Source organism: Novosphingobium kalidii (genome assembly GCF_040534015.1).
In the GTDB taxonomy this organism is placed as follows: domain Bacteria; phylum Pseudomonadota; class Alphaproteobacteria; order Sphingomonadales; family Sphingomonadaceae; genus Novosphingobium; species Novosphingobium kalidii.
This window is the reverse complement of record NZ_JBEWLY010000013.1, coordinates 12,997-38,012: the sequence shown is the minus strand read 5'-3', so window position 1 is coordinate 38,012 and position 25,016 is coordinate 12,997. Positions and strand designations below refer to the sequence as shown.

General features: G+C 62.1%; 26 protein-coding genes. 11 read left to right on the top strand and 15 right to left on the bottom strand.

Annotation, left to right across the window (positions count from 1 at the left end):
* Positions 1 to 78: 78 nt before the first annotated feature.
* Positions 79 to 567: a hypothetical protein gene (locus ABVV53_RS06880; RefSeq protein WP_353983654.1), complete on the bottom strand. Its 489-nt coding sequence runs from the start codon at positions 565 to 567 to the stop codon at positions 79 to 81.
* Positions 568 to 614: 47 nt separating this feature from the next.
* Entirely contained in the window at positions 615 to 1,193 is a 579-nt protein-coding gene (locus tag ABVV53_RS06875) for a polysaccharide biosynthesis/export family protein (RefSeq protein WP_353983653.1), read from the bottom strand.
* Between the two features lie 521 nt (positions 1,194 to 1,714).
* On the opposite strand from ABVV53_RS06875, the gene ABVV53_RS06870 reads away from it, so the two are divergent.
* On the top strand, positions 1,715 to 2,494 hold the full coding sequence (locus ABVV53_RS06870; RefSeq protein ID WP_353983652.1) for a metallophosphoesterase family protein: 780 nt from the start codon (positions 1,715 to 1,717) through the stop codon (positions 2,492 to 2,494).
* 75 nt (positions 2,495 to 2,569) lie between these two features.
* Positions 2,570 to 2,986: a Rap1a/Tai family immunity protein gene (locus ABVV53_RS06865; protein ID WP_353983651.1), complete on the top strand. Its 417-nt coding sequence runs from the start codon at positions 2,570 to 2,572 to the stop codon at positions 2,984 to 2,986.
* Positions 2,987 to 3,017: 31 nt separating this feature from the next.
* On the opposite strand, the gene ABVV53_RS06860 is transcribed toward ABVV53_RS06865, so the two are convergent.
* Positions 3,018 to 3,284 carry a hypothetical protein gene (locus ABVV53_RS06860; RefSeq protein WP_353983650.1) on the bottom strand — a complete coding sequence of 89 codons (267 nt, stop codon included), beginning with the start codon at positions 3,282 to 3,284 and terminating at the stop codon, positions 3,018 to 3,020.
* A gap of 261 nt (positions 3,285 to 3,545) precedes the next feature.
* On the opposite strand from ABVV53_RS06860, the gene ABVV53_RS06855 reads away from it, so the two are divergent.
* Positions 3,546 to 5,288: a type I secretion system permease/ATPase gene (locus ABVV53_RS06855; protein WP_353983649.1), complete on the top strand. Its 1,743-nt coding sequence runs from the start codon at positions 3,546 to 3,548 to the stop codon at positions 5,286 to 5,288.
* Positions 5,285 to 6,613, top strand: a complete 1,329-nt coding sequence (locus tag ABVV53_RS06850; RefSeq protein WP_353983648.1) for an HlyD family type I secretion periplasmic adaptor subunit — start codon at positions 5,285 to 5,287, stop codon at positions 6,611 to 6,613. Before ABVV53_RS06855 ends, ABVV53_RS06850 begins: the two co-directional genes overlap by 4 nt.
* 5 nt (positions 6,614 to 6,618) lie before the next feature.
* Here the strand turns inward: ABVV53_RS06850 and ABVV53_RS06845 are convergent, their stop codons facing one another.
* From ABVV53_RS06845 to ykgO, 6 genes are all read right to left on the bottom strand, one after another.
* The gene (locus ABVV53_RS06845; RefSeq protein ID WP_353983647.1) at positions 6,619 to 7,380 is read right to left on the bottom strand and encodes a proteasome-type protease; all 762 of its coding nucleotides are present in this window, start codon (positions 7,378 to 7,380) and stop codon (positions 6,619 to 6,621) included.
* Between the two features lie 59 nt (positions 7,381 to 7,439).
* Positions 7,440 to 8,309, bottom strand: coding sequence for a transglutaminase family protein (locus ABVV53_RS06840; protein WP_353983646.1), 870 nt, complete (start codon positions 8,307 to 8,309; stop codon positions 7,440 to 7,442).
* A gap of 14 nt (positions 8,310 to 8,323) precedes the next feature.
* Entirely contained in the window at positions 8,324 to 9,271 is a 948-nt protein-coding gene (locus ABVV53_RS06835; RefSeq protein ID WP_353983645.1) for an alpha-E domain-containing protein, read from the bottom strand.
* A gap of 13 nt (positions 9,272 to 9,284) precedes the next feature.
* Positions 9,285 to 10,715 (bottom strand): circularly permuted type 2 ATP-grasp protein, encoded by a 1,431-nt coding sequence (locus ABVV53_RS06830; RefSeq protein WP_353983644.1) that lies wholly within the window; start codon positions 10,713 to 10,715, stop codon positions 9,285 to 9,287.
* Positions 10,716 to 10,841: 126 nt separating this feature from the next.
* A complete protein-coding gene (locus tag ABVV53_RS06825; RefSeq protein ID WP_353983643.1) occupies positions 10,842 to 11,552 on the bottom strand; it encodes an HAD family hydrolase in 711 nt (236 codons plus the stop codon).
* 33 nt (positions 11,553 to 11,585) lie between these two features.
* On the bottom strand, positions 11,586 to 11,711 hold the full coding sequence (ykgO, locus tag ABVV53_RS06820; RefSeq protein WP_003046794.1) for a type B 50S ribosomal protein L36: 126 nt from the start codon (positions 11,709 to 11,711) through the stop codon (positions 11,586 to 11,588).
* Between the two features lie 207 nt (positions 11,712 to 11,918).
* Here ykgO and ABVV53_RS06815 point away from each other — a divergent pair, with 207 nt between their 5' ends.
* The 3 genes from ABVV53_RS06815 (at position 11,919) to ABVV53_RS06805 (ending at position 14,824) form a co-directional block, all read left to right on the top strand.
* Complete coding sequence (locus ABVV53_RS06815; RefSeq protein WP_353983642.1) at positions 11,919 to 12,530, top strand: DUF4136 domain-containing protein; 612 nt, start codon at positions 11,919 to 11,921, stop codon at positions 12,528 to 12,530.
* Complete coding sequence (locus ABVV53_RS06810; protein WP_353983641.1) at positions 12,527 to 13,696, top strand: M14 family metallopeptidase; 1,170 nt, start codon at positions 12,527 to 12,529, stop codon at positions 13,694 to 13,696. The genes ABVV53_RS06815 and ABVV53_RS06810 overlap by 4 nt, the downstream gene beginning before the upstream one ends.
* 75 nt (positions 13,697 to 13,771) lie before the next feature.
* Positions 13,772 to 14,824 carry an acyltransferase family protein gene (locus ABVV53_RS06805; protein ID WP_353983640.1) on the top strand — a complete coding sequence of 351 codons (1,053 nt, stop codon included), beginning with the start codon at positions 13,772 to 13,774 and terminating at the stop codon, positions 14,822 to 14,824.
* Positions 14,825 to 14,834: 10 nt separating this feature from the next.
* Here the strand turns inward: ABVV53_RS06805 and ABVV53_RS06800 are convergent, their stop codons facing one another.
* The 4 genes from ABVV53_RS06800 to ABVV53_RS06785 all read right to left on the bottom strand — a co-directional run bounded on the left by ABVV53_RS06800 (position 14,835) and on the right by ABVV53_RS06785 (position 17,323).
* A complete protein-coding gene (locus tag ABVV53_RS06800; RefSeq protein WP_353983639.1) occupies positions 14,835 to 15,605 on the bottom strand; it encodes a hypothetical protein in 771 nt (256 codons plus the stop codon).
* 79 nt (positions 15,606 to 15,684) lie between these two features.
* Entirely contained in the window at positions 15,685 to 16,125 is a 441-nt protein-coding gene (locus tag ABVV53_RS06795) for a cytidine deaminase (protein ID WP_353983638.1), read from the bottom strand.
* Entirely contained in the window at positions 16,122 to 16,832 is a 711-nt protein-coding gene (locus ABVV53_RS06790; protein ID WP_353983637.1) for a glycoside hydrolase family 25 protein, read from the bottom strand. The genes ABVV53_RS06795 and ABVV53_RS06790 overlap by 4 nt, the downstream gene beginning before the upstream one ends.
* An 8-nt stretch (positions 16,833 to 16,840) precedes the next feature.
* Positions 16,841 to 17,323: a UPF0262 family protein gene (locus ABVV53_RS06785; protein ID WP_353983636.1), complete on the bottom strand. Its 483-nt coding sequence runs from the start codon at positions 17,321 to 17,323 to the stop codon at positions 16,841 to 16,843.
* A 156-nt stretch (positions 17,324 to 17,479) separates the two neighbouring features.
* Here ABVV53_RS06785 and ABVV53_RS06780 point away from each other — a divergent pair, with 156 nt between their 5' ends.
* The 4 genes from ABVV53_RS06780 (at position 17,480) to ftsH (ending at position 23,571) form a co-directional block, all read left to right on the top strand.
* Positions 17,480 to 18,994, top strand: a complete 1,515-nt coding sequence (locus tag ABVV53_RS06780) for a replicative DNA helicase (RefSeq protein WP_353983635.1) — start codon at positions 17,480 to 17,482, stop codon at positions 18,992 to 18,994.
* Positions 18,994 to 19,740: an SDR family NAD(P)-dependent oxidoreductase gene (locus ABVV53_RS06775; protein ID WP_353983634.1), complete on the top strand. Its 747-nt coding sequence runs from the start codon at positions 18,994 to 18,996 to the stop codon at positions 19,738 to 19,740. Before ABVV53_RS06780 ends, ABVV53_RS06775 begins: the two co-directional genes overlap by 1 nt.
* Positions 19,741 to 20,431: 691 nt before the next feature.
* On the top strand, positions 20,432 to 21,496 hold the full coding sequence (locus ABVV53_RS06770; RefSeq protein WP_353983633.1) for a sensor histidine kinase: 1,065 nt from the start codon (positions 20,432 to 20,434) through the stop codon (positions 21,494 to 21,496).
* Positions 21,497 to 21,639: 143 nt separating this feature from the next.
* Positions 21,640 to 23,571, top strand: a complete 1,932-nt coding sequence (gene ftsH, locus ABVV53_RS06765) for an ATP-dependent zinc metalloprotease FtsH (RefSeq protein WP_353983632.1) — start codon at positions 21,640 to 21,642, stop codon at positions 23,569 to 23,571.
* A gap of 88 nt (positions 23,572 to 23,659) precedes the next feature.
* Here ftsH and ABVV53_RS06760 read toward each other — a convergent pair whose 3' ends face one another.
* A complete protein-coding gene (locus ABVV53_RS06760; protein ID WP_353983631.1) occupies positions 23,660 to 24,475 on the bottom strand; it encodes a ParA family protein in 816 nt (271 codons plus the stop codon).
* A 34-nt stretch (positions 24,476 to 24,509) separates the two neighbouring features.
* Positions 24,510 to 24,854, bottom strand: coding sequence for a DNA-directed RNA polymerase subunit omega (gene rpoZ / locus ABVV53_RS06755; protein WP_353983630.1), 345 nt, complete (start codon positions 24,852 to 24,854; stop codon positions 24,510 to 24,512).
* Positions 24,855 to 25,016: the final 162 nt, after the last annotated feature.

Genomic DNA, 25,016 nt, shown 5'->3' with positions numbered 1-25,016 from the left:
TTGCGCAGTTCCCTCATGTACACGATGCGCCATTGAATTGGCGCCAACGCGTCAGACAATTTGGACACGGCCGTCCACTTACTGTGTGTAGTTGGACCCACCACCACCGCCGCCGCCGCCGATCCCCACGATCGCTCCGCCGAAGGCGCCAAAGCCAGCATTACTGAAGCCGCCGCCCTGCAGAAGGGCCGACGTACCTCTGCGGAACCGCCGCAACAATATGGCTCGAACGTTGTCGATCGCCTGCTTCACAACGGGGGACAAGTTCGGCCGCGCCTCTACGATGTCCAACGCGACAAGCATCGAATCCAGCGGATTTTCATCTTGGACGAGGATGAAGATCATCGCGGCCTCGTAGTCCTCAACCGACGAGTCCGCGGGCATCCTTGCGATTTCCGCATTGATTGCGGCAGCCAAGCGAACAGCGATGGCTTGAACCTGCGCCTCGTCGACCACTGGCGCTGCACGCAACTCCGGCGGCTGCAGGCCTGCCTGCTGGGCAACCGCCATACCTGCCCCGGCGAGCCCAAGCGCGCCCACGACGCCGTAACGTATCCACATTGCCATTCGACGCTTTCCCTGTTGTTTCACGTCCGCCCCTCTCATCTTATTGCTTAAAAGTAGCGCTCGCCGACGCGAACCGTGTCGCCAGGATAGACCCGCAGGTCCGGCGTGAGACTGTACGCCTCTTCCACGGACGATCCCGCCCGGCGAATATAAGCCACCTTCCGCTGCGCCCGCGGCGTAAAGCCTTCGGCCGTCGCGACGGCGTTCAAAACAGTCAATCCGTTGGCGTAGGGGTACTGACCCGGCGCCTTAACTTCGCCCAGAATGAAGAAGGGGCGGAACTTCACCACTTCGACACTAACTCGCGGTTCACGCAGATATCCGTCGGCGAGTTTGGTCTGAACCGCCTTCCCGATTTCATCGGTCGTCATGTTCATCGCCGGAATATCGCCGACCAACGGAATGGACATCGATCCATTTGCAGCCACGCTGAATTCGCCCGAGAGAGTCGGCTCATTGAATACTGTGAGCTTGACCTGATCACCGACGCCCAGTCGGTACTCCCCCTCGTCGGCGGCCTGCAAAGCGTAGCGATCGCCCGAATCGACAAGGCCGCCCGAGACGGACGGAGCGCAGGCAGTCGCCAAGATGCTCAGCAGCACTGCAAGCACGAACCGTTGTATCACGATAGACCCCACCTTGGATTAAACTTGGTCCAGATGGCTCTAAGGAGTTTTACGGACGGACACAAGAAGCCATGCACGCAGGCGTGCCAGATCGAAACTAGCGGGCAAATTCGTGTTAGCGATTGGGCGCTGTATTCAAAATGTCACACCTGTAGTCAGGAAGAGAAGCGAGGCAGTTGGCAATACGGCAACAATCCCGGTCCTTAAGACTGCAGACAATAGATGGAGGACTGGGCGAAAATCGTGTGAGTATTTCGACGGAAAGCGGTGTACCAACCTCTTGCGCCGCAACTTGCCCGGACCCTTGCCAGGGCCGCTGGTGGGACAACAGCTACTTGCCTAATGGCCGCTTGCGGTGGCTGGCGCTTTACGTCACAATGTGAAATATCGCTGCACTGCAGCAATCGTGACTCGGATCTCCCTCCCTTCCCTGCAGCGCCGGATGTTGGAGGAGAGGTGGTGACGCGCTCGATCGCGCCGAGTTCCTTCCACGCTGCAGTCGGGTCGAGTCGGAGTACTAGATGGTTTTCAATTTCGGTAGAGGCCGCGCCACGGCACATGCGACGGCTCCTGGCGAGAGGATCTACGCCGTTGGCGATATCCATGGCTGCTACGGTCAGCTACAGGATTTGCTTGGACGTATCGAAACCCACGTTCAGGCTCTGCCAAGTGCCCGTGCTACGCACATCATTCTGCTGGGAGATCTCATCGATCGCGGTCCGGATTCGGCAAAGGTCATCGGTTCCCTCTATCGCTTGCAGCAAGAGACGAAGAAAGTGATCGTCCTCATGGGCAATCACGAGGAACTCATGCTCCGCGCCCTAGACGGTGAGCCGGGCATGATGCGCGCGTGGATGCGCATTGGCGGCGATGCGACGCTTCGCAGCTTCGGCATCGAACCGCCCGACCGTAACGAGGATCCCCGCGAGGCTATCGAGAAGATTCGGCGCGTCATTCCATCGGAGTGGATCTCCTGGATACGCGCATTGCCGCTGACGGCCCGCTCAGGCGACTATCTATTCTGCCATGCAGGCGTCAGGCCAGGTGTTGCCCTGAAGCGGCAGAAGCGAGCCGACCTGCTGTGGATCCGTGACGAATTTCTGCACGATGACGTGACCCGGCACGAAGCTGTAGTGGTACATGGCCATAGCATCTCGACAGATGTGGAGATGCGCCCCTACCGCATCGGAATAGATACCGGCGCTTATCGTACTGGCGTACTGACCGCCCTCTACCTGGAAGGGGAGCAGCGCGAAATCATCACCAGTGAATTCGGCCAGGGTGAGGATCAGGCCGCCTGAGCGACGGCTTTCGGGTCCGCTTGATCACTCGCCTCGGTCGTCGCTGTCCAGCACAATAGATAAGGATTCACCACGTTGCTCCTCGCAGCCTTGCTCGCAGTCGCCCAACCCGTGCAGAGTCCGCCACCGCCGACCAAGCCGACCTCCACCAGTGAGCTTGGCTACCTTACGGCAGGCGAACTGGCCGATCGCTGCTCTGTAGCGGGCGCTCCTGCGGACATATCGTACTGCTTTGCCTACATTGCCGCGGTTCATGACGCGATGCGGGCATATGAAGTCTGGTTGGGAGTGAAAGAGTTCTGCGCCCCCGTGGGCGTGGCGCAAAGCGAACTCCGCAGGTCGTTTCTGACGTATGTCACTGCCTATCCCACCAACCGCTCCGGCCAAGCGGCATCGGTCATCGTGGTGGCGTTGAAAGAGACGTACCCCTGCATATCGGGGCCGCAGAACGGCAGCTCGGCAACCTCATCAGCGAAGCCGAAGAAACCTTAGCCTGCCGTCTGCAAGAGACCGGGCCGGTGACTTAGATAACGGCGTAGACTGCCGCGCCGATCATCAGCCACAAAGCGCTCGTCGCGCCGGCAATAACCGCCACGCGCTGCCGGATCGGCAACTTTTCGTCTTCAGGCGTTTCGCTGAAGGCTTCCGTCAGGCGGTACTGAAGCGCGCGAGCATGCGAGTCGTCGGACGCGATCGAGCCAAGTTTCTCCACTTCGGCAGGACCGCTGGGGACGTGAACGCCGCGATGTTCCTCAAAGCTCTCGACGTCAGTTTTGCGCTGAATGTACATGGCACTACTCCGGCTCTGACCCCCGTTGTGCCGTGCCGGAATTGCGATGACTTTAAAGCCAATGGTTAACTTTTTCCAAAGCCACAGCCATGGGATGTCGCCGAGGCGGCTCCGGGCCCGCGGCTTGCCTGCACTAAGGGCAAATACCTATGTGGCCTGTCATTAGGAAAAGATTTGGATTTTCCGAGGCATAGCAAACTCCTCGACGACGAATCCACTCCCCGGAGTGCAGCTCGTCCGTTGCCTTGGAGTTTGGCAAGCTTGCGACAGAACACGTACCTGCGTCAGACGCTCCTGCGGACTCGCAACGCCTTGGTGATGACAGCCGCGATGACGGCTGTGCTCAACGTGCTGCAACTCGGCGGCTCGCTTTACATGATGATGATCTATGACTCGGTTCTGCCGAGCCAGAGCATTCCCACGCTGGTCGGCCTCCTGCTCATGGTCGGGGCGATCTACGCGTTTCAGGGCATCTTCGACGTGCTGCGCTCGCGCATGCTTTCCGACATCGGAGCAGCATTCGATGCCCGCATCGCTGCGCGCGTGCATGATTCTGCGTTTCAGGCCCTGGCGCGCGACCCTTCACAGGCGAAAGTGGCCCGCTCAGCAATGCGCGATGCGGATAGCATCCGGGCTTTCCTTGCCAGTCCCGGCCCAGCTGCCTTCATGGACTTGCCGTGGGCCCTCTTCTTTCTCCTGGTACTCGGACTTTTGCATTGCTGGCTGGCCCTTACTGCTCTGGCTGGCGGCCTGGTCATGGTGGGGCTGACGTATCTCGCGCACGTCCGCAGCAAGCAGCCTTCCGCGGAACTCGCCCGTACCGCTGTCGAACGCAATGCAGTCGCGGAGGAACGGTGGCGCCACGTGGAACTGCTGCGCGCCTTGGGAATGGAGCGGCGCAGCCTTGACCGGCTCCTGCTCGCCAATGACGCGCACCTGAAGGCGCATGATGCCCTATCCCGGAATAGTGGAGCGCTCACTGGCGCGAGTCGCGTGTTCCGGATGCTACTGCAATCTCTCGTCCTCACCGTCGGCGCCTTGCTGGTGATCAGCGGCGAGGCGACGGGCGGAGTCATATTCGCAAGCTCCGTCATCTCCGCGAGGGCGCTTTCCCCTATCGATCAGATCATCGCGAGCTGGAGACCCTTCGCAGCCGCTCGTGACAGTTGGACGCGGCTTTCGACGCTGCTGGGGCGCCTTCCCGAACAGCCGGAGGTACAGACGGTCATCCCGCAACCCCGCAATAGCATCACAATCGAAGACCTCGTAGTCGCACCACCGGGTTCGCAGACGGCCATCGCGCACGTGACCGGCATAAAGCTGCAGGCGGGCGACGTGCTGGGTGTCGTGGGTCCAAGCGGCTCGGGCAAAACATCGCTGGTGCGGGCGCTGGTCGGGGCATGGCCCGCCGTTCGCGGCAAGGTACGGTTCGATGGCGCGGCGATCGACCAGTACCCCTCTGACACCCTGGGGAGCTACATCGGCTACCTTCCTCAAAGCGTCGAGCTGATGGAAGGCACGATTGCGCAGAACATCTCGCGTTTCGCAATCGAGCATGACTCAGGCAAGATCGTGGCAGCTGCGCAAGCTGCCGGCGTGCACGACCTGATCGTATCGCTGCCTCAGGGCTACGACACATCGGTTGGCAGCGAGGGCGCACAACTCTCGGCCGGCCAGCGGCAACGCGTCGGCCTGGCAAGAGCGCTCTACGGCGATCCGTTCTTCGTCGCGCTCGACGAGCCGAACTCCAACCTCGACGGAGAGGGCGAAGCCGCTCTCGATCGGGCGATCGCCAACGTACGCGATCGCGGCGGCGTCGTGGTTGTCATTGCCCACCGGCCCAGCGCGCTCAATCGCGCCAATCTGGTCGCAGTCATGCAAGGCGGGCGCGTCACGGACTACGGACCGAAGGCGGACGTCCTCAAAAAGCTGACGATCGCCTCTGCGCCCACACCCGTCGAGTCGCGAACGGGCGAGCCTCAGTTCGAAGCGGTGGCGGCATGAATACTCTTGTCATGAACGCGCCTGCCGGTTTCATGCAGGATGGCGAAATTGAACGCTCGCTGCGGCGGACTCGCTCCATTGCCTTGCTGGCTCTCGCCGTCCTCTTTCTCGGACTTGGCTTGGCCGCGGTGTTGGTTCCGATCGGCGGCTCTGTCGTGGGCCAGGGCCGACTCGGAGCGGAAACCGAGGTGAAGCGCATCTCGCATCCCACGGGAGGCATTGTCGCCGAGATTCACGTGCGCGACGGAGACAGGGTCAAGGCCGGCCAGTTGCTGATACGGCTCGACACGAGTGTGTCTGAAGTCAGCGCCGATCTCTCTGCTCGGTCAGTGGATCAATTGCTCGCCCACCAAGCGCGGCTCCAGGCCGAGACCCAAGGCCTGGGCGCGATAACATTTCCGCCTGAACTCGCGTCTCGCACCGACCCTTCGGCGCAGGATGCCATGGCCACTGAACGCCGTTTGTTCGGCCTTCGCGCCACCAGCCGGACAGGCCAGCGCGGACAATTGCACGAGCGGACCCGCCAGCTGCGCGAGCAGATCGCAGGGTTCCAGGCGCAGATTGCCGCGCTGGGCAAGCAGAAGGCGCTTATTGAGCCCGAGCGCGAAGGCGTTCGGCAGCTTTGGGAGCGCGGTCTGGTGACCATCAGCCGGCGCAATGAGCTTGAGCGAACTGCTGTGGATATGGACGGCTCCATCGGCGCCCTGCAAGCCCGAATTGCCGAGACCCGCGCCCGCATTTCCGAAACCAACGAACAAGCCATTTCGCTGGACCAAAACGCCCGCTCGGACGCCGGGGCGGAGCTGGCACAAGTCACCGCGGCGCTCAATGAGCAGCGCGTCCGGAGCGCCAGCGCGGGCGATCAGTATTCTCGCAGCCTGATCAAGGCGCCCTACGATGGCGTGATCGACAAGCTTGCCGTAGCCACGATCGGTGGCGTGATCCCTCCGACCGATACGATCATGGAGATCGTTCCCGACCGCGATCGCATGATCGTCGAAGCCGCGATCAGCCCCACAGACGTGGATCGCGTCAACATCGGGCAAGATGTTCGCGTGCGGCTTTCAGCTTTCAATGGCCAGACCACGCCAGAGATTGCCGGACGAGTCACTTTCGTATCGGCTGAGCGTACGGAGGACTCCGCCCAAGGTATGAGCTTCTATCGCATTCAGGTGCAGCTGGATCAGAGCGAGATCAAACGCGAGCGTTTGCAATTGAAAGCCGGCATGCCTGCCGAGGTCTTCGTCTCGACCGGCTCGCGCTCTATGCTTTCCTATCTCACCAAGCCGTTCCGGGACCAGATGGCGCGGGCGTTCAACGACTGAGGGCGCTACTGGGAGGGGCTGCGCGCCTGCTCGTCGAACGCGTACTCCGGAAGCGACAGGAAAGCTTTTTTCAGCGCTTCCCCCCAGCCTGCGGATACGGTTTGAAAGTAGCGGTTCCCGCCGTCTATCCGGCGCTCGTGCAGAGGCTCTAGTCCATCGCGCTCGATCACTAACAGGTCCAGCGGAAGTCCTACGGACAAGTTCGCCTTCAGTGTCGAGTCGAAAGACAGCATAAGCAGCTTTACCGCGCTTTCGAAGCTCATGTCCCGGTCATAGCCACGGATCAGGATGGGACGGCCGTACTTGGTCTCGCCGATCTGAAAGAAGGGTGTGTCGAAGCTGGCCTCGATGAAGTTCCCTTCCGGATAAACCAGGAACAACCGCGGCTCCATGCCCTCGATCTGGCCGGCGACGATCATCGAAGCGGAAAACGTGCTCGCTGCAGCCTGTCCATTGTTAGAGGCGCGCGAGGCGATCGTGTCACGCAGCACATCGCCGACGACCGTGGCCACCTGGAACATCGTAGGCGCTTCCAGCAGGGAGTTCTGCCGCTCCGAAGGCGCTTTGTTTCGCTCCTCCAGTTGGCTCACGACCGACTGCGTCGTGGCGAGATTGCCGGCGGTCAGCACCGCGACGATCCGCTCTCCGGGCACAGACCAATGAAACATCTTGCGGAACACCGAGATGTTGTCGACGCCAGAGTTGGTGCGGGTGTCGCTCATCAGCACCAACCCGCGATCCAGCATCATGCCGACGCAATAGGTCATGATCTCGTAGAATCCTTCATCACTTCGGGCTTGACGCCCCCTGCGGCACCTGGCCGGAGTCAGCCGCCTTGCGACTGCTGTTGTTCGCCTGGAGGCTGGTCTTGCGCTTGCTGCTGCTGACCTGCCTGACTTTCCTCCACCGAGACATGCACGGACAGGCGGCTTTCCCCTGCTCCCGTGGCAATTCCCGTTACCGGTGCCGCCTCACTATAATCGCACCCCGTTGCAACGCGAACATAACGTTCGTCCGGAGAGATCGCGTTAGACACGTCGAAACCGACCCACCCCAGATCGGGCACGTAGGCCTCCGCCCAACCATGCCCCGCCTCCTGTTCGATCTGACCATCCATTTTCAGGTAGCCGCCGACGTAACGGGTGGGAATGTCCACCAGGCGACCAGCGCTTATGAACACATGCGCGTGATCCTGGCACACGCCGCGCCCGACCGCCAAGGCCTGCTCCGCGGACGTATTCACGTCGGTGACTCCCGGAACGTAATCGATCGCTTCGCGCACGGCATGGCTCAGCTTGTGGAGGTAGGTCAGCCTGTCGGTTCGATCTGCGTCGACGCGGGCGACCAGCGCACGCACCTTAAGGCCTGCGCGGGTCAACGGCGTGGGGCGCAGAAAACACCACAGCGGCATGTGCCCCGCCTGGTCGCCTACTATCCCGTTGTTGTCGGCGGTATGAACCGTGCCACGGCACGTCACGACCACTTCACGGGCGCCGGGTTCGATGGAAACCAGTTCGACCCGGTTGCGATTTTGATCGTCGTATTCAGCCTCGTGCACCGCACCCTCAAGCTGGGTGGTCCACTCGACTACGGTCTGGCCATGCGACGATTTGGGTCGGAGCCGCAATCGCTGAAGCCCGTGGGTAACGCCCTGGGTAAAGGAATAGCGAGTCTCGTGTACGATATTGAGGAGCACGCTTAGTCCGTTTCCTAAGTGATGAAGCCGTAGTCCGCGGCGATTGCCTCGCCAATGCGGTATGTCCTGCCGATGTAGTCCTGCAGGAACTCGTGCAGACCACTCTCGAAAATCTGCTCGATGCTCAAGTCGTGCAGCCGCGATCCCGCATCGCGCAGCAACTGATGCGCGCGGGTTTCGCCGCCGTACTGCCTCGCGAGACCCGCCATGTTGCTGCCCAGTTTGTCGAAGCAGAATGCAAGGCTTCGTGGGAAGCGGCTGTCCAGAATCAGAAAGCAAGCGATTTCGCGCGGGTCCATCGTTCCAGCATTAAGCCACGAGTAGGCGCGGTTCCCCGCGACCGATCGCAACAGCGTGTCCCATTGCACATTGTCGAGACTGGACCCTACCCAGGCGACGGAGGGGAGCAGCACATAGTATTTGACGTCCAGAATCCGGGCGGTGTTGTCGGCGCGCTCGATGAAAGTGCCGATGCGCGAGAAGTTGAACACCTCGTTGCGCAGCATCGACCCTTCCATGGCCCCGCGAACGAGTGCCGCCTGGCGCCGAATGGTGGTGAGCACCTCACCGAGGTTCGTCTCGCGTACCGGACGCGCCAGCAACTCGCGCATGACCATCCAGGTTTCGTTGACGGCTTCCCAAACCTCGTTGGTGATGCTCGTTCGCACTACTCGCGCGTTGGTTCGCGCCGCTTCCACCATCTGTAGCACGCTGCCGACGTTCTCGCGGTCGCGCAGCAGATAGTTGAACACCAGCGGCCCCGACAGCTCGTGGTGATGGGCGACGAACCCGGCTTCCTGCCCGGTGGTGGTCAGGACCGACCGCCATTCCTCTTCCTGTGAGGCGCGGCTGCCGCGCGTGAGCGCGAGGTGGAAGCCGACGTCGATGAGCCGCGCAGTGTTCTCCGCACGCTCAAGATACCGTGCCATCCAGTAAACGCCGTTGGCGGCCCGCCCGAGCATCAGCGAGCACCCCTCATTCGTCGAGCACCCAAGTGTCCTTGGTTCCGCCGCCCTGCGATGAATTCACCACCAGTGATCCCTTCTTGAGCGCCACGCGCGTGAGGCCGCCCGGAGTGATGTCGATGCCGTCAGGTGAAACCAGCACAAAGGGTCGCAAGTCCACGTGCCGAGGCGCCAGACCCTCGCGGGTGAAAATAGGAACGGTGGAAAGCGAAAGCGTGGGCTGGGCGATGTAGTTCTCTGGTTTGGCGCGCAGCTTCGCCTGGAACCGGGCGAGTTCCTTCTTCGACGATGTCGGTCCGATCAGCATGCCATAGCCGCCGGAACCATGGACTTCCTTGACCACAAGCTCGGACAAATTGTCGAGCACATATCGCAGCGCGTCGGGTTCACTGCACCGCCACGTCGGCACGTTTTTAAGGATCGGCTTCTCGCCGGTGTAAAACTCCACGATCTCGGGCATGAAGCTGTAGATTGCCTTGTCGTCGGCTATGCCGGTGCCAGGTGCGTTGGCGATGGTCACACCGCCTGCACGGTACACGTCCATGATCCCGGCGATCCCCAGCACGCTGTCGGGGTTGAAGCTGAGTGGATCAAGGTAGTTGTCGTCGACACGGCGGTAAATCACGTCGACAGGCTTGTAACCTTCGGTCGTGCGCATCTGCACGCGCCCCTGGCAGACTCGCAGGTCGCTGCCTTCCACCAATTCCGCGCCCATCTGGTCCGCCAGGAAGGCATGTTCGAAATAAGCAGAGTTATAGATACCTGGCGTGAGTACCGCCACCGACGGACGCGGGCCCGCGCAAGCCGGAGCACAGGCCCGCAGCGAACGAGCAAGCCGGCGCGGATAATCCGAGACCGGGCGGACCGGCACCTTGGTGAACAGCTCCGGGAACATCGCCATCATCGTCTCGCGATTCTCGAGCATGTACGAGACCCCCGAGGGCGTTCGGGCATTGTCCTCCAGCACCAGGAACTCGTCCGCTCCAGTGCGCACAAGATCGATGCCGACGATGTGAGTGTAAACGCCTCCCGGCGGGGTGAACCCTATCATCTGCGTGAGGAAGGCATCGTTCTCGCGCAGGAGATGGATCGGCAGGCGCCCCGCCTTGATGATCTCCTGACGGTGGTACAGGTCCTGCAGGAAGGCGTTTATCGCTCTGACGCGTTGCTCGATCCCGCGCGCCAACGTGCGCCACTCCTTCGCGGTGATAATCCGCGGAAGCATATCGAAGGGGATCAGCCGCTCTTCGCCGGCATCATCCCCATAGACGTTGAAGGTGATGCCAATGCGGCGAAAGAAGCGTTCTGCCTCCGCGTCCTGCCGGCGCAGCCAGGCCCTGTCCTGACTATCGTACCACTCGCAGTAATCAGCGTAAGCGGGACGTATCGAGCCGTCCTCATGGAGCATTTCGTCGTAGAGTGACCGGCTCGCAGAACTCATCGTGACTCCCGTTTGACAAAGTGATGCAACACCGATCACGAATTGCCAAGCGGGTTATGCTGCGAGTGCGAAAGAAAGGGGTGGCGCGCGCTTTCTCAAGCTTAGGCCAAGGGTCGCCGCCGATGGTTAGCTCACCACAGGACCGAACAGCCCTTTGCTTGCGAGATCCTCCTCCAAAGCGGCAGCTCCCGCGAAATGGTGCACCTGCCAACCCAGTGCGCTCGCCGCAGTGATATTGGCTGCGTTGTCGTCGATGAAGAGCATGGTCTGCGGCGCGCGGCCGAATCGCTCCGCAGCCAGCTCGAAAATGCGGTTGTCCGGCTTGGCGATCTTCTCGTCGCCGGAAACCACAATGTCGCGGAACTGCGCGAAGATGGTATCCGTGGGTTCGAACTGCCGCCAGAACACGCTGGCGAAGTTGGTGATCGCGTAAAGCGGCACCCCGCGAGAAGCGAGCCGGCGCACGATCTCGTGCGTCCCCTCCACAGGGCCGGGTATCGTCTCCAGGAAGCGAGTCGCGTAAGCGTCGATCAGATCGTCGCAGTCCGGAAAGGCACGTTTTCGCTCCGCGACCATCTCGTCGAGATCACGTCCGGCGTCGTGCTGGAAATGCCAGTCCTCAGTGACGACGGTGGTACAGAACCATTCCAGCCGCGCGGGATCGTCGATCAGCTTGCGATACAGGCAGCGCAAATCCCAACGGACAAGCACGCGCCCGACGTCGAAAACCACTGCTTCAACCAGAGCATCCTCTCCGCCGCTGCCGCCTGTACCGGACAAAACAAGAGCCCCCGCGTTGGCGGGGGCCCCATGCGGTGCTTCATACCCGCCGGTCATGTCGGCATCCTCCCGCAGGAGGACGCGCGAAGATTAGCCCTGGCGCGCCTTGAAGCGGCGGTTGGTCTTGTTGATCACATACGTCCGGCCGCGACGACGGATAACGCGGTTATCCCGGTGGCGGTCCTTCAGCGACTTCAGGCTGTTGCGGATCTTCATGGCAGTTCTTTCCGTGATTCGGTTCGTGGCGGTTCCGACCGCCGGAAAATCGAAGCCGCGCCGTTAGTGGGAGTACGCCGCGAAGTCAAGCCAAGCGCAGCGCCCGCTGGCACCCGCACGCATGGCACTCCCCTTGCATCGCCGCTCGTAAAAGCACAAATTCCTTTAAGATCAGGGACAATCCACGGGTCCCAGGGAGACGATGCAATGAAGCCCTTTGCCCGCATGCTGCTGCCCGGCGCAGCGCTCGCCGCTTGTGCGGTGCTCGCCGGCTGCGCCACGCCCGTGGGACCTGTCGAAGTTACGCGCTTCCACTTGCCGGATACCACGATGCTGGGCCGCGGCGCGATCCAGGTTGAGCCGGCGCCCGGCGAAGATGGCGCCAGCATCGAGTTTCGTACTTACGCCGCCGCCGTCGCCCGCGAGCTGGCGCGACTTGGCTATTCCGAGACACCTCCCGACTCGCTGGCCGGCTCGCAAGTGGCGATACTCAGCGTCGAGCGTGATACGCTGGTGCCGCAACGATCCGGAAGCCCGGTTTCGGTGGGGGTTGGCGGCAGCACCGGCAGTTTCGGTTCAGGCGTGGGGCTTGGGCTCGGGATCAACTTGTCTGGCCCGCCGCCCGAGCAAGTCGAGACGCGCATGAGCGTCATGATTCGTGATCGCGCCACCGGCCGCAGCCTTTGGGAAGGCCGCGCCGCGTTTGCGGTGAAGGCGAACTCACCGCTTGCGCAGACTTCCCTGGGCGCCGCGAAGATGGCGGAGGCGCTGTTCAAGGACTTCCCCGGACGGTCCGGCGAAACTATCACCGTGGAATGACGGCTATCCAGATCTCCTCCGCTTTCGATTCCGGTAACATCCAGGTTCTTTCGATTGAAGGCGATGAAGCGCGCCTTGCAATTCGCCCCGATCGCGAATCGAGCTTCTTCCAGTGGTTCCACTTCCGCGTTTCGGGCGGAAGCGGCCGCACCTTGGTCCTGCGTATCACCGGGCTCAATGGCTCGGCCTATCCGATGGGCTGGTCCGGATACCGGGCCTGTGTGTCGGAAGACCGCCAGTACTGGGGACGCGCCGAGACCAGCTGGGACGAACGCGCCGAAGGCGGCACTCTCACCATCCGCTACACACCGACAAGCGACATCGCCTGGTTCGCCTACTTCGCGCCCTACTCGATGGAGCGCCACCATGACCTTGTCGCGCGAATCGCCAGTACACCCGGATTTGACTACCGGTGTCTCGGCGCCACGCTAGATGGGCAGCCGATAGACTGCCTTGAGAGCGGAGAAGGACCGGTGCAGGTCTGGCTCTACGCGCGCCAGCACCCCGGCGAATCGATGGCCGAGTGGTGGATGGAGGGGGCCTTGGCGATGCTGGCTGATCCCGCAAACTCCACGGCACGCGAATTGCGCAGTCGCTGCCGCTTGCACCTGATTCCCAACCTGAACCCCGATGGGTCCGCGCGTGGGCACTTGCGCACCAATGCCGCTGGCGTGAACCTCAATCGCGAATGGGAAAATCCCACGGCCGAGCGCTCGCCGGAAGTTCTCGCGTTGCGCAATGCCATGGATGAGAGCGGCGTCGACTTTGCCATGGACATCCACGGGGATGAGGCGATCCCGGCCGTCTTCCTTGCAGGGTTCGAGGGTATCCCCTCGCTCAAGCCGCAGCAGAGCGAGGGTTTCCGGAGCTTCGCCCAGATCCTGGAGAGGCGAACGCCCGATTTCCAGACTGCGCTCGGCTATCCCATCACCCCGGCCGGGAAGGGCAACCTCGCCATGTCGACCAACCAGCTCGCCGAGCGGTTCGTCGCACGCGGCTGTGTATCAATGACGCTGGAGATGCCGTTCAAGGACCACAACCCCGCAGCGGATGCGCACCAGGCCTGGAGCCCGGAACGCTCCGCGCAGCTCGGCCGCGATTGCCTGGGCGCATTGCTGGAGTGGCTGGAAGCGGGATCGGCGGACAGTCGTACCACCAGCACGTAACCGAACTACGCGTTCTTACTGGACTTTCCCACCTTCTATGGCGATGCACGTGACGTGCAACGGAGGGGCGGGGCAATGAAGATTCGGTCCATCCAGTACTTGCGCGCCACGGCCGCGCTGTTGGTCGTCGTGGCGCATGCGCTGCTGCATCCGCTTGCTCATGCGGAGGCGACGTATCAGCGATTAGGCTCGTTCGGAGTGCTGCTGTTCTTCGTGATCAGCGGCTTCATCATGATCTACACCACGGGCACAGGTGCATTCGCTCCCGGAAAGTTCCTGCGTCGGCGTATCGAACGTATCGCACCGCTATACTGGCTGGTCACGTTCGGAGTCTCATTTCTTGCAATTTTCGCCCCGACACTCCTGAAGAACACCACGTTTTCGTGGGACCAGCTGATTAAGTCTCTCTTCTTTATTCCCTACGCACGAGAGAATGGAGAGATTGTTCCATTGATGAAGCTGGGCTGGACTCTCAACTATGAGATGTTCTTTTATCTAGCTTTCGCTTCGCTAGCCTTTCTGAGTGCCCGAAGCAGAGTGCTGTTAGTCACGCTTTTGTTCGTGCTGCTCGTGATCGCGGGAGCCGTCGTCCCATTCGAGTCCGCGATTCCCCTGTTCCTGACTGCGCCCCTGCTCCTGACCTTCTGCGTCGGCATGGGTGTTGGACTGCTATACCAACGCCAATCCTTCCTGGCTTGCGATGCGCGGCTGGCGCCGATCTGGCTCGGATCCGCCGCGGTATTCATAGCGCTTGCCTTGAACGCGCCGCAAACTGCGCCGCTCAGCCCTTTTACGGACGCGACATTCGCCTTGGCAGCGGCATCGCTCGTCCTGCTTGGCCTTTGCTCGGAGCGGCTTTTGCCGGATTGGCGGTTTGGACTCCTTCTGGGCGATGCGTCGTATAGCCTTTACCTCGTCCACATGTACCTGGTTGCGGCAACGGGCCTGATCGTCGGCAGGCTTGTGGGGTCGGACATGCCAGCTCTCAGCATAGCCAGCGCAATCGGCGCCAGCGTCATTGCCGCGATTGCCGTCCACCTGATCGTCGAAAAGCCAATCGGACGATGGCTCCGGTACGTCGACCCAAGGGCGAGGTGGCGCAAAACGGCCGCATCTTCGGCAATTTGAACCTCGCCTATCAACCGGCTTCACGAACTCTGTAGTCGATACGGATGCGGACCCAGGCCCCGATTTGCGGCTTGTTGTCGATCCGCGGCGGGAGCACCTTGAACTGCCACGCCGCATTCTGCACGGCACGTCCGAACCCGGACCCACGGGGCGACTCCCCAAGAATCTGGCAGTTCTCGACGCCATAACGCTCGACCGTCTGGCACGCGATCAGCCCCCAGCCGGAGATCGCGCCGCTCTGAGGCATGTACGTGGCAAGTTCCGCATCCGTAGGTTTGCGATACCAGTCCGCCTCGTAGAGCCTGACGCCTCCCGGTCCTTCACCGGGCCCATAAGCGGTACTTGCATCGTTGCCATGCCCGTTCGTGTCGGAACCGCTAGCCGGCTCCTTCATCCGGCTTATGTCCGACGCGGCGAGATCGGCACGAGACATCTTGATGAACCCCGGGATGTCTTCTTCTGTCTCGGGCGCTGCGATCTGCTTCTGCACCGTCACCGGCGGTTTGGGGCGAGAACTCGACTGCTCCTGCGCGCGATTGGCTGCACGTGGAGCCTTCGGGCGTGCCTGGCTACTGCGCGCCGCCTTGTCGGAATCTTCGGCAGCGACGTTGAAGGTGACCGGACGCTTGCTCTGCGATCGCTCCGGCGAGACGACCGCCTGGAAGATTATCGCCAGCACCACGATCAGGATGATGCCGATCGACAGAACGGACGAGATCAGCCGCTCTCGGGGAGAGCCTGGCTGGTACCCGGATGCGGGCCGATAGCTGTCGGTGTCCATCGCCAGTCGCGCTAGCCCTGATGCGGTTGAGCCGCAATCGCCACCCGGCGCCCTGCGACCGATTACTGCAAGCAGCCTCCTACTTCAGGTTGGCCGGCCCGAAGGCATGCGGCAGCAAGGCAGAGAGCGTAGTCTCAACCGGCTCCACTCCATCGCACCAGATAACGGGGTCGGTGCCTCCGAGCTGCGCTACTTCGTTCAGCACTTGGCGGCAACGTCCACATGGCGTGACGGTCGTGCCCTTTCCGGCCGCACCCGGCGCGCCTCCGGTGACGGCAACCGCCACCAGGCCGCCGCTTTGGTGCTCGCTCAGCACTTTTGCGACGGCGACGGTTTCGGCGCAGAGCGAGAGACCGTAGCTGGCGTTCTCGACGTTGGCGCCGGTCACCACCGAACCATCGGCAAAAAGCAGCGCCGCGCCCACATGGAAGTTCGAGTAAGGAGCATAAGCACCGCCAGCAGCAGCCCGCGCGGTTGCAAGCAGTTCATCGCGCCGAGCATCTTCAGGCCCGCCGCTCATGGTTGCACTACCACCCAACGCAGCCCCTGATCCGAGACTTCGTTGGCGAGGGCCGTGTTCGCAGTCCACAGGGTCCACGGGCGGCCGGCATAATCCGGCTGCACACGTTCCGAGACGAGCCACAGATTGCGGTCGAGCTTGCGGGCGATGCGATAGCGCTCCTCGAAGGGCTCCGTGATCTTGAGCACGGTCGGCTTGCCCGTATGCGTCTCCACTTGGTTGAGGAACGTCATCAGCTCGCTTTCGACTTTGGCATCCGTGACTTTGATCGGACAGGTATCGGCGAGCATGTCGAGTTCAATAGCCGGCGGCAAGAGCGCTGGGTCACGCGGCACGGTCGTCACGAAATTGGCCGCCTGCTGTCCAGCGGGCTGACAGGGGTCATAGCGATGGACCGCCCCCACCTGCATGCCGGCGGCGCGCGCATTCTCGAAATTCGCGACAAACCGAGGATCACGCGCAAACACGCTGACGCTGGCGTCGATATAGGCGAAGTCGGCGCCGATCGCCTTGAGGGATGCGAAGCTGACAGGACCGTCTGCCGCACCGACTTCCACACCCTGCATCGGAAACTCTTCGCGCAACGGAATCCAGTGGTGGAGGTGCCACCATGCCCAGCCCCCGCCGATCAGCACCACTAGCAGCAACGCTCCCAGGATCCTGATGCGCGTGCGGGTGCCGAGGCGTTTCTTTGCCTTGCGTGCCATGTGCTGCCCTAGCCCTTGATGTGCAGGACGCAGATCAATGTGAACAGACGCCGGGCGGTGGCGAAGTCTGTCTCTACTTTGCCCTCCAGCCGCTCCAGCAGCATCTCAGCCGCTTCGTTGTGAATGCCGCGGCGCGCCATGTCGATGGTTTCGATCTCCTGCGCGCTGGCCTTGCGCACCGCTTGAAAATAGCTTTCGCAGATTCCGAAGTAGGACCGGATAGACCGTCGAAAACGGGCCATTCCAAGGATCAACGATTCGAGATGCTGGCCGCTCTCATCTGCCACCTCCATGGAGAGCCGCCCGTCGCGCACCGAGAGGCGCAGCCGGTAGGGCCCGTGATGCCCCGCAGTGAAAGCGCGCAGCGGCTTGAACTTATTATCCTCGATCAAGTCGAAGATGGCGATACGGCGCTCCTGTTCGATATCGTCGTTGCGCCAGAGGATGGTCGCCTCGTCGAGCTCGATATGAGAGATGCGCTGTTCCGGCATGATCGCGGCGCCTTACGCTTTTGAGACAGTGTGTCCAACCCACCGGGTGTGGGTGGGACAGGCGCGGGGCACGGCGATCGATCCACAAGCTGTGGATTAATATGCCGCAAGCTGGTGCTTGCCGTAGTGCCTGCGGCGGAGCAAAATCAGGGGCTCATGGTCCAACAAGCTCTCTTGATCCGCGATGCAGAAGCGCCGGCGGTGCGCACCCTTCCGTCCAACGTCGAGGCGGAGGCCGCGTTTCTCGGCGCAGTGCTGATCGACAACCGTGTGATTGAAGAACTGCAGACGCCGCTCACGCCGCTGCATTTCTTCGAGCCGGTGCACACCCGAATCTATGAGCGGGTCCTGCACCTGCTCGATCGCAAGGCGGTCGTTACCCCCATCACCTTGCGGCCTTACTTCGAAGCCGACGAGGCGCTGAAGGCCCTGGGCGGGGTCGCTTACCTCGCTCGCCTGACCGCCAACGGACAAGGTCTGCTTGCTCCGCGAGAACTGGCCGAACAGATCTATGACCTCGCACTGCTGCGCGAACTGGTCTCGGTGGGACGCAATCTCGTCGAATCGGCGATGGACACCTCCGATTCGGTGGAGCCGCTCGAGCAGATCGAACAGGCGGAGGCTGCGCTCTACAAAGTGGCCGAGGGTGCCGCGACGGGCAACGAGGCGCAGAGCTTCAGCACGGCCACTCGCACTGCCATCGGCGCGATCGAGAAGGCGTTCAACTCTGGCGGCCACATTTCCGGCAAGACGACCGGCCTCAATTCGGTGAACTCCAAGATCGGCGGCCTGCACGATTCGGACCTCATCATCTTGGCGGGACGCCCCGGTATGGGGAAGACCTCGCTCGCCACCAACATCGCGTTTAACGCAGCCGACCGTCTACGGCGCGACATCGAGGATGGTATCCCACTGGACCAGTCCGTCGGCGCGGCAACCGTGTTCTTCAGCCTGGAAATGAGCGCGGACCAGCTGGCCACGCGCATCCTGGCGGAACAGTCGGGCATCAGCTCGGAAGCGCTGCGCATGGGCAAGATCAGCCGTGACGACTTCCAACGGCTCTCCTTCGCCAGCCAGCGGCTCGCCGAGCTGCCGCTGTACATCGACGATACCCCGGCGCTGACGATCGCGGCACTGCGCACACGCGCGCGGCGGCTCAAGCGGCGGCACGATATCGGGCTCGTCGTGGTCGACTACCTGCAGCTGCTGCAGGGTTCCGGGCGTGCCACCGACAACCGCGTCAACGAAATCTCGGAAATCAGCCGCGGCCTTAAGACTTTGGCGAAGGAACTGCAGGTTCCCGTGATCGCGCTGTCGCAGCTCTCGCGTGCAGTGGAGCAGCGCGAGGACAAGCGACCGATGCTGTCCGACTTGCGCGAATCCGGCTCGATCGAGCAGGACGCCGACATGGTCTGGTTCGTTTATCGCGAAGACTACTACGCGATGGCGACCGAGCCGAAGGAACCGACTGACAGCGATCCGCCGGATGTTCACACCAAATGGCAGGCCTGGCGCGAGAAGATGGAGCAGATCACCGGCCTGTCCGAACTGATCGTCGCCAAGCAGCGCCACGGCGCGACCGGCAAGGTGCGCCTGCGCTTCGAGGCGCGAATCACGCGCTTCTCGGACCTCGCGGACGACGCGCTCGCGCAGGCCTACGACGACGATTAATGACGGCGGACAAGGGCAAGGTCATGCTGATCGCCGGTGGCAGCGGCTCCATCGGCTCGGCCATTGCCCGCGAAGCGCAAACGCAAGGCTGGACGGTGGCGATTCACGGGCGCTGCGCCGACAAAGTGAATGCGCTGGCATCGCAGCTTGGCGTAACCGGCCCCGTCGAAGGCTTCGTCGCCGACATCCGCGAGGGCGATGCCGCGCAAGCGCTGGTCGCCGAAGTGGCTGAGCAGTTCGGGCGAATCGATGCCGTGATCGACTGCACAGCATGCGGTCCCGTTGGCATCACCGGACTGTTCGCTGAGACTGAGCCCAACGCTTTTGGCGCCTTTCTGGATCAGTCCGTCGGCTGGCTGGAGCGGCTGGCACACGCCGCTTACCCCCACCTCGTCCAGGACGGTGGCACCCTCATCTCCTTCGCCTCGGACGCCGGAGTCTTCGCCGCCCCTCGCCAGACGCTCATCGGCGCGGCGCGCGCCGCTGCCATAGGTTTCATTCGCAATTTCGCGCTCGAGGCTGCACGCCACGGCGTGCGCGCGCACTGCATCTCGCCAAGCTTCGTCGAAGGCAGCGAAAGCGCCGGCAGAATGGGTTCGGAACGCATGGCAAAGGCCGCAAGCCGCGCAAGCCTTGGACTGCCGAGCGCAAAGGATATCGCGCCCTTAGCCGTCTTCCTGTGCGGTGAAGGCGCTCAGAAAATAACGGGACAAGTCATCAGCATCAACGGCGGCCTGCACGCGTAGCCCTGTCGGGCTGTAAGAAGAGCACCAGCTCCACGCCTTCCACGCCTCGCATCGCGACACAAGCCGGCCCGATCCGATGTGGAGCATTCCTGTGCAGCGAAACGCCATCGGCGGGGGTGCGAAGCATCCAGGTAAACGAGTTCGCGAATGCGCTCAAGCAGAGGGGTGGCAACGCCGATCATGACCATGTCGCCATAGCGGCGGCCCGCCAGGATCAAGTGGGACAAATCGTCTTGCTCGAGCAGATCAAGATGTCCGCGTGTTGCGTCTCACGGTCGGTGAAGGGCATCACCGTGTGCCTGCGGCTGCCGCAGCCCGGGAGACTAGGCGAGAACACCAAGTCGCCGCGTTCTCGATGAAGCAGGTTCAGCTTGTCTTAGTACCAGGCGCCGTGACCGCCGCCACACACCAGGACGAATTTCGCCATTGCCTCCTCTCCTGTATCTGATTCGGCGGCAAAGCAGGCGATACGTCAGAGCGACGGCAAGCACCGGAGAGTGGGCCCACAGAGCCATTTCGCAGTCTTTCTACCCGTCCTTGCGGGCATGGGTTTCAAAAATGACCGGATTCCGCTCGCCATCGGACCACGGGATTGGTAGTTCTCGAGAACAAGAACATAGCTTCGCCCTACGATCCAAAGGCAAGTAGAGGCACCAAAAACATAAAGGGTCGCCGGGCCGGCGCAGGCTGCATGACAAGTTTTGAGTTGAGTAAGCCGACAGATCGTATCGAGCAGCTGCCCGTTCTGCAGCAGCGGCCGGTCGTGCGCTATGTAATCACTATTGTTCTCTCGGTAACCGCGCTGGCGGGGCGCATAGCACTCGCGCCCGTCTTGCCACCGGGTTATCCGTTCGTGGCGTTCTTGCCCGTCGTCATGATCGCCACGTTTTTCTTCGGCCGCGCCACGGGCCTATTCGCCGCAATCTTGTGCGGACTGTTCGCATGGTACTTCTTCATTGAGCCCGCAGATGCCGTCGCGTTCGACCACCGCGCTTTGACGGCGCTCGCCTTCTACGTCCTCGTTGTCGCCCTGAACATCGCGCTTATTCACTGGCTGCAAGCAACCAACGCCCGGGTTCGTGAGGCGCGGGAACGGGGTAGGACACTTGCGCAGGAGAGCGCCCGTTTGGCGGAGCGATCCGAACTGCTGTTCCAGGAATTGCAGCACCGAGTCGGCAACAATCTACAAATGGTGGCCGCCGTGCTCTCGCTCCAGCTCCGGAGCCTCGACGAGCCCAAGGCGCGACGCGCAATCTCCGATGCCGTTGCGCGCGTGCAGGTCATCGGGAGCATTCAGCGCCGGCTCTACCGCAACAATGGCGAACTCGTACCGCTCGATGACTTCATCCGCGAAGTCAGCGAGCAGTTGATGCGATCGAATGGGCGTCCGGGGATCACCTATAGCGTGACGACCACCTCGGACCTGGTCCTTGCGCCTGAAGGCGCCGTTCCTATGGCGCTGATCTTGGCCGAGGCGCTTGCCAACGCAACCGAGCATGGCTTCGTAGGAGGTGAGACGGGGGAAGTCCGCGTAGTGCTGGAGCGGCGCAACGAGGATGTGATACTGGAAGTGCACGACAACGGAGCTGGGCTCCCCGATGCCTTTGATTTCAACCAGGCGGACAGCTTGGGCTTGCGCATCTCGCGCGTTCTTAGCCGTCAGTTGAACGCTGAGTATGCGCTGGAAAACGCTGCCCCGGGATCCAGGATGCGTCTTATCATACCCAAGCGGCGACTTACTCCCAACCCGTGCTGATCGGTCGCAACTCCACCGCGAGAGCAGCTCGAGCATCGGCTCCTCTCCATCCGTTGCGTCGATTTCTGTGAGGGATTGCGCTAACTTGTCATTCAGCGCGCCAAGCCTACATTGGTGAGGCAAATGGACTCCGAAAGACAGCTATGAACGACGATCAGCCCACCGGAAATCCCTGGGTGAAGAGCCTTCTCGTTTGGGGAGGTATCTTCCTTGCACTCCTTATGGTGGTCTCAATGTTCGGCTCGCGCGGCGATGTCGGTCAAGCGATCCGCTACTCGGACTTCCGCGCCAAGGTGGCCGAGGGTACCGTCGCCGAAGTGCAGGTCGGGCAGGACCGGATCGTCGGCAAATACAAGAACGGTGACAGCTTCAGCACTGTGCCGATCCCCAACGACACCAGCTTGCCGCAACTTCTTCAGGAGCATGACGTAAGCTACGCTGGCAGAGCGCCCGAAGAGCCTAACCTGCTGCTCTACATCCTCGTCCAGGCCCTCCCTTTCATCCTGATCTTGGGCATCGCGTTTTTTGCGCTGCGTCAGGTGCAGAAGGGCGGCGGGTCCGGCGCCATGGGTTTCGGCAAGTCCAAAGCCAAGATGCTGACGGAGCGTTCGGGCCGCGTCACCTTTGATGACGTTGCAGGCATCGATGAAGCGCGTGAGGAGCTGCAGGAGATCGTCGAATTTCTGCGCGACCCCGGCCGCTTCTCCAAGCTGGGCGGACAGATTCCAAAGGGTGCGCTGCTGGTCGGGTCGCCCGGCACCGGCAAGACCCTGCTTGCCCGCGCCATCGCGGGTGAAGCGGGCGTGCCATTCTTCACCATCTCGGGATCGGACTTTGTTGAGATGTTCGTGGGCGTCGGCGCCAGCCGAGTGCGCGACATGTTCGAACAGGCAAAGAAGAACGCGCCTTGCATCGTCTTCATCGACGAGATCGACGCCGTCGGTCGCCATCGCGGGCATGGTTTGGGCAACTCGAACGATGAGCGCGAGCAGACGCTGAACCAGCTCCTTGTGGAGATGGATGGCTTCGAGGCCAACGAGGGCATCATCATCATCGCGGCGACCAACCGTCCCGACGTGCTCGATCCTGCGCTGCTGCGTCCGGGCCGCTTCGACCGCCAGGTCGTGGTGCCGGTGCCCGACATCGAGGGCCGCGAGAAGATCCTCGCCGTTCACATGAAGAAGGTGCCGCTGGCCCCTGACGTCATCCCGCGGGTCATCGCCCGCGGCACGCCGGGCTTCTCGGGCGCAGACCTTGCCAACCTCGTCAATGAAGCCGCTCTGCTCGCCGCTCGTCGCAACAAGCGCTTGGTGGCGATGCAGGAGTTCGAGGACGCGAAGGACAAGGTCATGATGGGCGCCGAGCGCCGCTCGATGGTCATGACTGAAGAAGAGAAGAAGATGACTGCCTATCACGAGGCAGGCCATGCAATCGTCTCGGTCAATGAGCCTGCGTCCGACCCGATCCACAAGGCGACGATCATCCCGCGCGGTCGCGCTCTGGGCATGGTCATGCGCCTTCCGGAGCGGGACAGCTACTCCTACCACCGCGATAAGATGCTGGCGAACCTCTCGGTCGCCATGGGCGGACGCGTGGCAGAGGAAATCATCTTCGGCCATGACAAGGTCAGCTCCGGCGCCTCTTCGGATATCCAGTACGCGACGGGACTTGCCCGCAACATGGTCACCAAGTGGGGCATGTCGGATAAGCTCGGTCCGCTTCAATATGAGGAACAGCAGGAAGGCTACCTCGGCATGGGCGGCTCAAACCGCACGATGGCCTCGGACGAAACCAACAAGCTGATAGACTCTGAGATCCGGCTGCTTGTTGACACCGCCCATAAGCGGGCGACGGAAATCCTGCAGACGCAGAGCGAGAAACTGGAGCAACTCGCACGCGCCTTGCTTGAATACGAGACGCTCACTGGCGATGAAATCAAGCAGCTTATGGAGACGGGCGAGCTCGACCGGCCTGAGGAACCACGTGGACCGGCTCGGACAAACCCCGTGAACGGCTCCTCAATCCCGAAGGCGGGGAAGCGCTTCTCAGGCGGCCCCGCACCCCAAGGCGCCTAAAGCCAGGCACAGAACTGACAAGCTGAAGGGTCGGAGATTCTCCGGCCCTTTTCTTTGCCGACGGCAGCCTTCTGCCCTCAACGCGGCTCTACGTGACCTGCGATAGCTTCCGCTCAATTGCGCGCCACAAGCTGATGAAATGCTGCGCAGAAGGGCTTTCCGGCGCGATTGCACCGACCGGCCGCTGCTGCACGGCACATTGCTCAATCACGCTGGTGTAAGGCACTACCGGCCAAGCCGGGTTCTCCTCACGCGCCTGCTTGTGCAGAGCCCGGCGCATGTCCAGCATGGAAAGCACCGGCAGAATGGGTGGATGCCGCTTCGCGTGATCCGCCACCTCGCGCACGACGACTTCGAGCGCCCTGGCCGAAAGCGGAGAAGGCGGCAGGGGCACAATTACGAGGTCGGCCGCACGCATGACCTGAGCACTGAGCTCGCTCAGCACCGGTGGACAGTCCAGCACGATACGATCATAGTGAGAACTCAGCTCGCTGGTCAGCTTGGCGAGGCGCTTGCGCTTGCCGATTGCAGCGAGTGTCGCGTCAAGCGCCCGAATGGATTCGTCGGCAGGAAGAATATCGAGGCCGTCGAACGCAGTTCGACGAATCAGCTTCTCTGGAGCAGTGTCGCGCGAGAACACCGTGCCTGCCGCTCGCGAGCCTTCCCGCTCCAAACCATAAAGGAAGCCGCAACCACCGGCGGCGTCGAGGTCCCAAAGAAGCGTCTTATGCCCGGAGAGCTCAGCAGAACACCAAGCCAGATTGGCCGCGATAGTGGTCTTTCCGACCCCACCCTTGACGCTGTAAACGGCGATGGTGCCAACGCTCCGGGTGCTACCGGAGGTGGCAGAAGCGGACCGGCCGACGCCCGCGATTCGGGGCAGGGTGTTGCTGCGCTTCGCCATGCCCAGCCTCACCTGCCCCACTATTCGTTCCGCCTTAGCCGTCGTAGTCGGCGCCGACAGAGGTGTTGCGCGTGGGCGCCGCAGCCGTGATCCGCAGCGCTTCTGCGGACTGGCTGAGCGAACCGATCTCGTCCATCTCGTCATCATCCTCGGGCAGCACCCGCTGCAACGATGTGACCAGCGTTTCTTTCAACTGCGCGGGCTTCACCGTCGTCTCGGCGATCTCACGCAAGGCCACCACGGGGTTCTTGTCACGATCGCGGTCAACGGTCAGTTCTGCACCGCCGGAAATCTCCCGCGCACGCTGCGCTGCCAGGAGCACGAGATCAAAACGGTTGGGAACCTTGTCGACACAATCTTCGACGGTAACGCGCGCCATAGGGCACTCCAGGTCATCTGCGAGAATGGAAAGGCCAGCCGATAGTGGAAAAAGCGTCTGCAGTCAACGAACGCACCGACAGGGCAGAAGTCCGGAAAAATCGGTAAGCGCGGAAACGGACCTGAAAGAGATAGCCGCCTAAGCCAAACCACGTTTTGAGTA